This is a genomic window from Lactobacillus gallinarum DSM 10532 = JCM 2011 (assembly GCF_001434975.1).
GTDB classification, from domain to species: domain Bacteria; phylum Bacillota; class Bacilli; order Lactobacillales; family Lactobacillaceae; genus Lactobacillus; species Lactobacillus gallinarum.
The window spans coordinates 21,140-27,997 of sequence record NZ_AZEL01000050.1 but is presented as its reverse complement, the minus strand read 5'-3'; the positions used below and the strand labels follow the sequence as shown (position 1 = coordinate 27,997).

Below are 6,858 nucleotides of genomic sequence, written 5' to 3'. Positions count from 1 at the left end.
CCCACGATCTCCTCCGTGACAGGGAGGCGAGATAAACCACTGCTCCAATGGACCAATCAGAGGAGGATGTGGGATTTGAACCCACGCGCGGCAGAACCGCCTAACGGTTTTCAAAACCGTCCCCTTAAGCCACTTGGGTAATCCTCCATAGCCGAACAGATACTATTATACTAAAGTGAGATAAAAGCGCAAGTGTTTTTTGCCAAAAAATAGATATTGATCAAATTGACCAATATCTATTTTTAATCTATCTTCTTTTAATCATGCAAATTCTTTTGATATAGCAAGTACTTATATTCTTTTCCAGCAATTTCTACAAATTTTTCAGTTGCATTATTAATCCAACCAAAATGTTCAAAAAATTGTCGTGCATTTTCGTCTCCATCAATGCACCATAGATAGATCTTGCCATACCCCATCTTTTTTAATTCGTTTTCGGCAGCATTAAGTAGAGTTTTCCCAATATTAAATCCTTGAAAATTAGGTTCAACATAAAGAGCCATTAATTCACCGCATCCGAGCATGCGCGTATCACGAGGACGACCATAACTTACGGCTGCACGAATTTGATTATCATCATCAACAAAAATCAAGTTGTGACGACCACTCTCATTTAATCGTTTAACCCAAGCATTTTCAGGAATATTATCTAAAAATACATCTGGCAATATATTTTTATATGTATCTTGCCAACACTTTTGAAAAAGTTGACTTGTTTCTTTTGCCTCATCTTCAAAAATTAGTGGTTTAATAATCATTTTTTACTTCTTTGTAAGAACAGTTACGGCTTCAACATGTGGAGTCTGTGGGAACATATCAACAGGATCAATACGCTTAAATTCATAACCCTTTTCTTCGAACAATTGCAAATCACGTACCAAAGTGGCAGGATTACATGAAATATAAACGACTTTCTTAGGTCCTGTCTTAACAGTTGCATTAATAAATTCAGGAGTTAATCCCTTTCTTGGCGGATCAACAAATACTACATCGGTTTTAAGACCACTCTTAGCCCAACGTGGCATAATTTCTTCCGCCTTACCCAAATAATACTTAGCATTAGTAATATCATTAAACTTAGCATTATCCTTAGCATCTTTAATCGCATCCCGAACTACTTCAATGCCTCGAACTGCTTTAACATGCTTAGCAACACTTAACCCAATAGTTCCAATACCTGAGTAAGCATCAATTACAACATCATCTGGTTTTAAATCAGCCTGTTTGATTGCCAAATTGTACAAACGAGGTGTTTGCAAAGAATTAATTTGGAAGAAACTTTGAGGTGAAATTCTAAACTTCAAATCTCCAATTTGATCAGTAATTTGATCATTACCAAATACCAAGTAATCCTTTTGTCCCAAAATCACGTTTGTCTTCTTAGGATTATAATTTAAAATCAAACCAGAAACGCCTGGAATTTGGCTAACTTCTGCAGCAACATTCGGTAATTGCATGAAATCTTTGTGCAAGCAAACTAAAATTACCATCATTTCGCCAGTAGATTTGCTACGACGAACTTCTAAGTAACGCACTTCGCCCTTATTATTAATTTCATCATAAGCGAGCACTTTATATTTACGCAAAATATCTCTTACGGCTACTAAAACTCGATCAATTTCGGGATCAGTAGTAAAGAAATTAGTCAAAGGCACTAAATCATGCGAATGACGTCTAAAGAAGCCAATTTCAAGTTTGCCATTTACTTCACGCACAGGAACTTGCGCCTTATTACGGTAACCAACTTCTTCAGGACTAGCTAAAGTTTCCCCAACTTCAATATTTTCTAAATGTGCCTTTTTAAGCAGGCTAACTACTTGATTACGTTTAAAAGCAAGCTGCTTATCATATTTAATATGCGCAAGTGAAGCTAAACCAGTTTGAACGCCCCGATTTAATTCAACTTTTACTCGATCAGGGCTTTCTTTTTTAATTTTTTCAATTTTTGCAAAAGCAAAATTCTTCTTAACTTTTAAAATTTTTGCACTAACTATTTCTCCTGGAAGTGCATTCGTTACGAATACCGTCATTCCATTGTAATGAGCAACACCCATTGCTTCGTATGAAAGATCAGTGATTTCTAAATCTATAACTTGATTCTTTTCCATAAACACTCAGCCTTTTTAATAAACCATTTAATTCTTTTCTATTATAATACTCGATTTAAAATTACTACAAAATTATTTTATCTAAAAGTATTGACAGATTTTTTTAATCTTGCTATCATATTTTCCAACAATCAACGACAAAGTAGCTGCTTCGTTAAGCGTTCAGAGATCTGGTGGTTAGTGCGAACCAGTCAGGCGAAGTTAGACAAATTACATCGTGATTAAATATTGTTCGGATAACTTTTCAGAACCGTTACCATCTGATAGAGATTCAAGCTCTTATGCTTGAAAGAGTGGGTGGTACCACGGCTATCGTCGTCCCGTTGACTATTTAGTCAACGGGATTTTTTTATTTGGAGGAATAAAAATGAAAAAGCAAAAAGTCTCCTTTACGGAATCAATTATTATCCTCATAGCTTTATTGGCTATTTTAGGTATTTCAGTAATCAAGTTCGGTTTATCGCCAGAAGTACCCGTTTTATTCACGGTTCTTTTGCTCACATTCTGGGCAAGACTTCGCGGCTTTACCTGGACAGATGTCCAAGATGGTATTAAAGAAGGTATTGGCGTAGCCATCATCCCTATCTTTATTTTTATTTTAATTGGTGCCTTAATTGGTCTTTGGATTAAAGCGGGTATTATCCCTTCCATCATGGTATTGGGTTTCCATTTAATTAGTGGTAGTTTCTTTGTTCCATCTGTTTTTGTAGTCTGTGCAATCGTTGGGGTAGCCATTGGTAGTGGTTTTACTACTATCTCTACAGTTGGGATTGCCCTCTTCGGTATTGGTGCCAGCATGAATGCAAATCCAGCTTTAGTTGCCGGTGCTATCATCTCAGGTGCCGTATTTGGCGATAAAATGTCTCCATTATCAGATTCAACTAATTTGTCATCTGCAGTGGCTGAAAGTGAATTATTCGCCCACATCAAGAACATGATGTGGTCAACTATCCCATCATTTGTTGTTTCCTTAATTCTGTTCTGGATTCTTGGTAACAGCGGTCAAATGGATCCAACTAAGATTGAACGTACTTCTCACGTTTTACAAACTAACTTCTCTATTTCTTGGTGGGCAATCGTTCCAATCGTTTTGATGCTCCTTTGCGCTTGGCGTAAGGTTCCAGCTATCCCTACTCTTTTCATCAACATTGCAGCAACTGTCATCATGCTTTTTGCCCAAAATCCTCACGAATCAGTGCAATCATTAAATAATTTAATCATGAATGGTTTTGTTGCCAAAACTAGTGACGCTTCTGTTAACGCCTTGCTTACTCGTGGTGGTATTTCTAGCATGATGGCTACTGTTGCCCTAATCATCTCTACTCTTTCATTAGGTGGGATGTTAATGAAATTCAGCGTAGTTCAAAGCGCAATGGAACCACTTGTTAAGCATTTGAGAAAGCCAGGTCGTTTAATTACTGTTACTATTCTTTCAGGTATCTGCATTAACTTGTTTGTTGGTGAACAATACTTATCAGTAATTTTGCCAGGTCGAGCATTTAAACCTGCTTTTGATAGAATTAAGCTTTCACCACTTGCACTTAGCCGTGTACTTGAAGATGGTGGTAGTGTTATCAACTACTTAATTCCATGGGGCGTTGCCGGTTCATTTGCTGCTGCTACCTTGGGCGTTCCAGTTTTACAATTCTTACCATTTGCATTCTTTAGTTTACTTTCACCGGTATTCTCAATCATCAGCGGATTTACTGGTATCGGTTTAAAGTGGGCTAAAGACAAAAAATAAACTTTAAAATTAAAAGAGTGCCTGAGCACTCTTTTTTAGTTATTCATATTTTCCATTCTAATTTGGGCTTTCTTATGCTCTTCACTTTCACGATATGGTTCATACACAATATCAGTGATCACAATTTCTGCACCATTCTTTTCAAAAACAAGCGCTTGATCTAGCTCGGCGTTCACCATTTTGCTTTTTTGATTATTTCGCTTAAATTTCAAATCATCTAATTCGCGATCAATAAATGTTTTTTGTGATCCCGTTAATTGCTGATATTTCTCCCACGCATTTTTAGTAAAACTTAAAACTAAACCTTTTTTCTCTACCTGCTCTGGACGACTACTACGTTCACCGCGTACTTCATTATCTGAATATTTTTTATCCATAAAATCACTTCCTTAATTTAACTATACAGGAAAAGAACACACTACAAAACTTATTTGCTCTAGCTATAACAATCATAAGAAAACCTTAAAAACTAACTCTATAAACGGCAATACTACACTTTTTTTCTAAATACGTTAAAATATATAAGACAACTAAATAAAAGAAAGAGTGACATACAATATGGATAACTTTTCAAATCCTGGACGTCGTGAAATTCATGACGTTGCAGAAGTTAACGGTTTTCTTTCAAAAATGTATGGCTACATGGGACTATCTGTTTTAGTTTCAGCTATTGCCGCATTTTTGACCATGACTGTCTTTAGATCAGCAGTGATGCAAATGCCACCTGCAATGATGTGGATTATTCTTTTTGTTCCAATTGGTTTATCATTGGGCATCAATTTTAAAGCTACTAGAAATCCTGTTGCTGGCTTTGTAATGTTAATGATCTTAGCCGTAATCTATGGCTTTGAATTTGCACTTCTAGCTGGCTTCTACACCCAAGCTCAAATCGGTACAGCATTTGTATCATCTGCAGCTGTATTCGGTGCAATGGCTATCTTTGGTACATTCACTAAGAAGAACTTAAACAACATGGGTTCTTACTTAGGAGCTGCCTTAATCGGTTTAATAGTTGCGATGGTCGTTAACATTTTCTTGCGCAATTCCGTTGCAAGTTTCGTCTTTTCAATCATTGGTGTAGTGATCTTCACTGGGTTAACTGCTTATGATGCACAAAAGATGAAGGCAATTTACAACAACTATGGCAGTCAAGTTTCAACCAATGGTTTAGCTGTACTTGGTGCATTGCAACTTTACTTAGATTTCGTGAACATCTTCTTGTTCTTGCTTCAAATTTTTGGCATGGGCGGAGATCGCGACTAATATCAATAAAAAGAGATGCAGAAAATCTGCATCTCTTTTTTTATCTAAACCCTCTACTATTAATGGGCATTAAGAATAAAATAAACGGAATAAGAATATATAGAAACATAGCCACTCTAGGTAAAATCAATGATAATAGAATCAAAAATATTGTCAAAACAAGAACCAGAATAATTCTATGTACCGAAGTTTTTACCATCATAATGTTCATTACCTGCGGGCTTCGCATCAATGGCTTGGCACCGAAATATTGCACAAACACTTTTAAAATTTGAGCAATGAAATACACAATTCCAAAATTTGTCACCGCAAAGGCGGAATCTCGCATCATGATCCACTTAGTCATCACAGGTAAAAGTGATAAGTAGCCAACAAACAAAAATCACAAATAGCGGTAATTTTATCAGGTTTAAAGATGAAATAAGAAAAAGCTAAATGCAAATCATACCAAAAATCCGCAATAATAAAGAAAGCTATAATGAAAATCACGATATTTCCTAAAAATTCTAAATATTGGCTTGTTTTAAAAGCGGACTGTATTTGCAAAACAATAATCGTAATAATGATTGCAATTACTGCATCATTAAAAGTTTCAACATGTTCTCGCAATCTTTCAGGCTCTTTTTGCTGCGCCTGACGCACTTTCTCCCTTGCTTCTTTTAATTCTTCCTTCTGAACTGATAATAGCCTTCGATAATGTCGACTATCGAACACTTTATGCAGTTTAAACATTTTTCACCTAAAAATGGAGCTTAGCGCAATTAGCTAAGCTCCATTTATTTTTATAATTTTAACTTTTATTTACCAACGTAAAATTCAATGCGTTGTTGTAAATTATCAAATTCTACTGGGCAATAACCACCAATTTCACCATCAAGGTTAACTGGCAAATCTTGTCCTGCACTCTTACCGATCAGCTCGGCCTTTAAGCTACGCGTCTTGGTATAAATAATATTAGGATCATCAACGTGCTTACCATTCAAGGCTAAAGCCATCAGCTTCATCATGCTGACAGGGTCAGAGGGCTTAACCACAATTAATTGGAATAAGCCATCACTAAGTTGTGCATCTGGCATAACTTGTTCAAAGCCACCAATTGAATTGGTCATTCCAAGTAAGAACATGGAGAGCTTGCCTTCATATACGCCATCATCGTAAGTCAAGCGCATTTCGTTCTCTGTCAAGCGAGGCAACATTTCTGCACCCTTGATTAAGTATGCAGCATACCCTAAAGCTGATTTAACTTCAGATGGCACACCATACGTTAATTCTGTTAAAGAACCGCTGGCAGCAATATTTACAAAATATTGAGTTTGATTGCCAAAAACTGCTTTACCGATATCCATTTTCCGTGTTTTATTTTTCAGAATAACTTTCGCTGCATCTGGAATATTATCACGTGGAATGGCTAATGCACGGGCATAATCGTTAGTCGTACCTGCTGGAATAATTGCCATCTTAGGTCTCTGATCTAAAAAGGCAATCCCATTAACTACTTCATTGATTGTCCCGTCACCACCGGCTGCAACGATCAGGTCAAAACCTTCCTTTGCAGCACGCGTAGCTTCATTGCGAGCACTATTTTGTTCAGGTGTAGTTCTAAACGCACTAGCTTCATAGCCAGCTTGCTCTAACACATCTAAAATATCGGCCACGTTTTTGGGCATCTGCTCGTGACCGGATACAGGATTATAAATTAATCTTGCTTTACTAGTCATAATTACTACCTTAACGTTCTAAAAA

The 6,858-nt window shown here is 36.6% G+C and carries 6 protein-coding genes, 1 tRNA gene and 1 pseudogene; 2 read left to right on the top strand and 6 right to left on the bottom strand.

Features of this window, described 5'->3' with window-relative positions; all coding sequences use genetic code 11:
- Window positions 1-60 precede the first annotated feature (60 nt).
- The 3 genes from FC37_RS06675 to rlmD form a co-directional block, all read right to left on the bottom strand.
- Window positions 61-147, bottom strand: a tRNA-Ser gene (locus FC37_RS06675).
- A 110-nt stretch (window positions 148-257) separates the two neighbouring features.
- A complete protein-coding gene (locus tag FC37_RS06670; RefSeq protein WP_025005416.1) occupies window positions 258-758 on the bottom strand; it encodes a GNAT family N-acetyltransferase in 501 nt (166 codons plus the stop codon).
- 3 nt (window positions 759-761) lie between these two features.
- A complete protein-coding gene (gene rlmD / locus FC37_RS06665) occupies window positions 762-2,108 on the bottom strand; it encodes a 23S rRNA (uracil(1939)-C(5))-methyltransferase RlmD (protein WP_025005415.1) in 1,347 nt (448 codons plus the stop codon).
- A gap of 367 nt (window positions 2,109-2,475) precedes the next feature.
- On the opposite strand from rlmD, the gene nhaC reads away from it, so the two are divergent.
- Window positions 2,476-3,852, top strand: coding sequence for a Na+/H+ antiporter NhaC (nhaC, locus tag FC37_RS06660; protein WP_056945565.1), 1,377 nt, complete (start codon window positions 2,476-2,478; stop codon window positions 3,850-3,852).
- Between the two features lie 35 nt (window positions 3,853-3,887).
- On the opposite strand, the gene FC37_RS06655 is transcribed toward nhaC, so the two are convergent.
- Window positions 3,888-4,229: a hypothetical protein gene (locus FC37_RS06655; RefSeq protein WP_025005414.1), complete on the bottom strand. Its 342-nt coding sequence runs from the start codon at window positions 4,227-4,229 to the stop codon at window positions 3,888-3,890.
- A gap of 181 nt (window positions 4,230-4,410) precedes the next feature.
- Between FC37_RS06655 and FC37_RS06650 the strand changes: the two genes are divergently transcribed.
- Window positions 4,411-5,115 (top strand): Bax inhibitor-1/YccA family protein, encoded by a 705-nt coding sequence (locus FC37_RS06650; protein WP_025005413.1) that lies wholly within the window; start codon window positions 4,411-4,413, stop codon window positions 5,113-5,115.
- 40 nt (window positions 5,116-5,155) lie between these two features.
- On the opposite strand, the pseudogene FC37_RS06645 reads toward FC37_RS06650, so the two are convergent.
- Both FC37_RS06645 and FC37_RS06640 read right to left on the bottom strand, forming a co-directional pair.
- Window positions 5,156-5,847 (bottom strand): annotated as a pseudogene (locus FC37_RS06645) (TMEM175 family protein).
- A 65-nt stretch (window positions 5,848-5,912) separates the two neighbouring features.
- A complete protein-coding gene (locus FC37_RS06640; protein WP_056945564.1) occupies window positions 5,913-6,833 on the bottom strand; it encodes a diacylglycerol kinase family lipid kinase in 921 nt (306 codons plus the stop codon).
- Window positions 6,834-6,858: the final 25 nt, after the last annotated feature.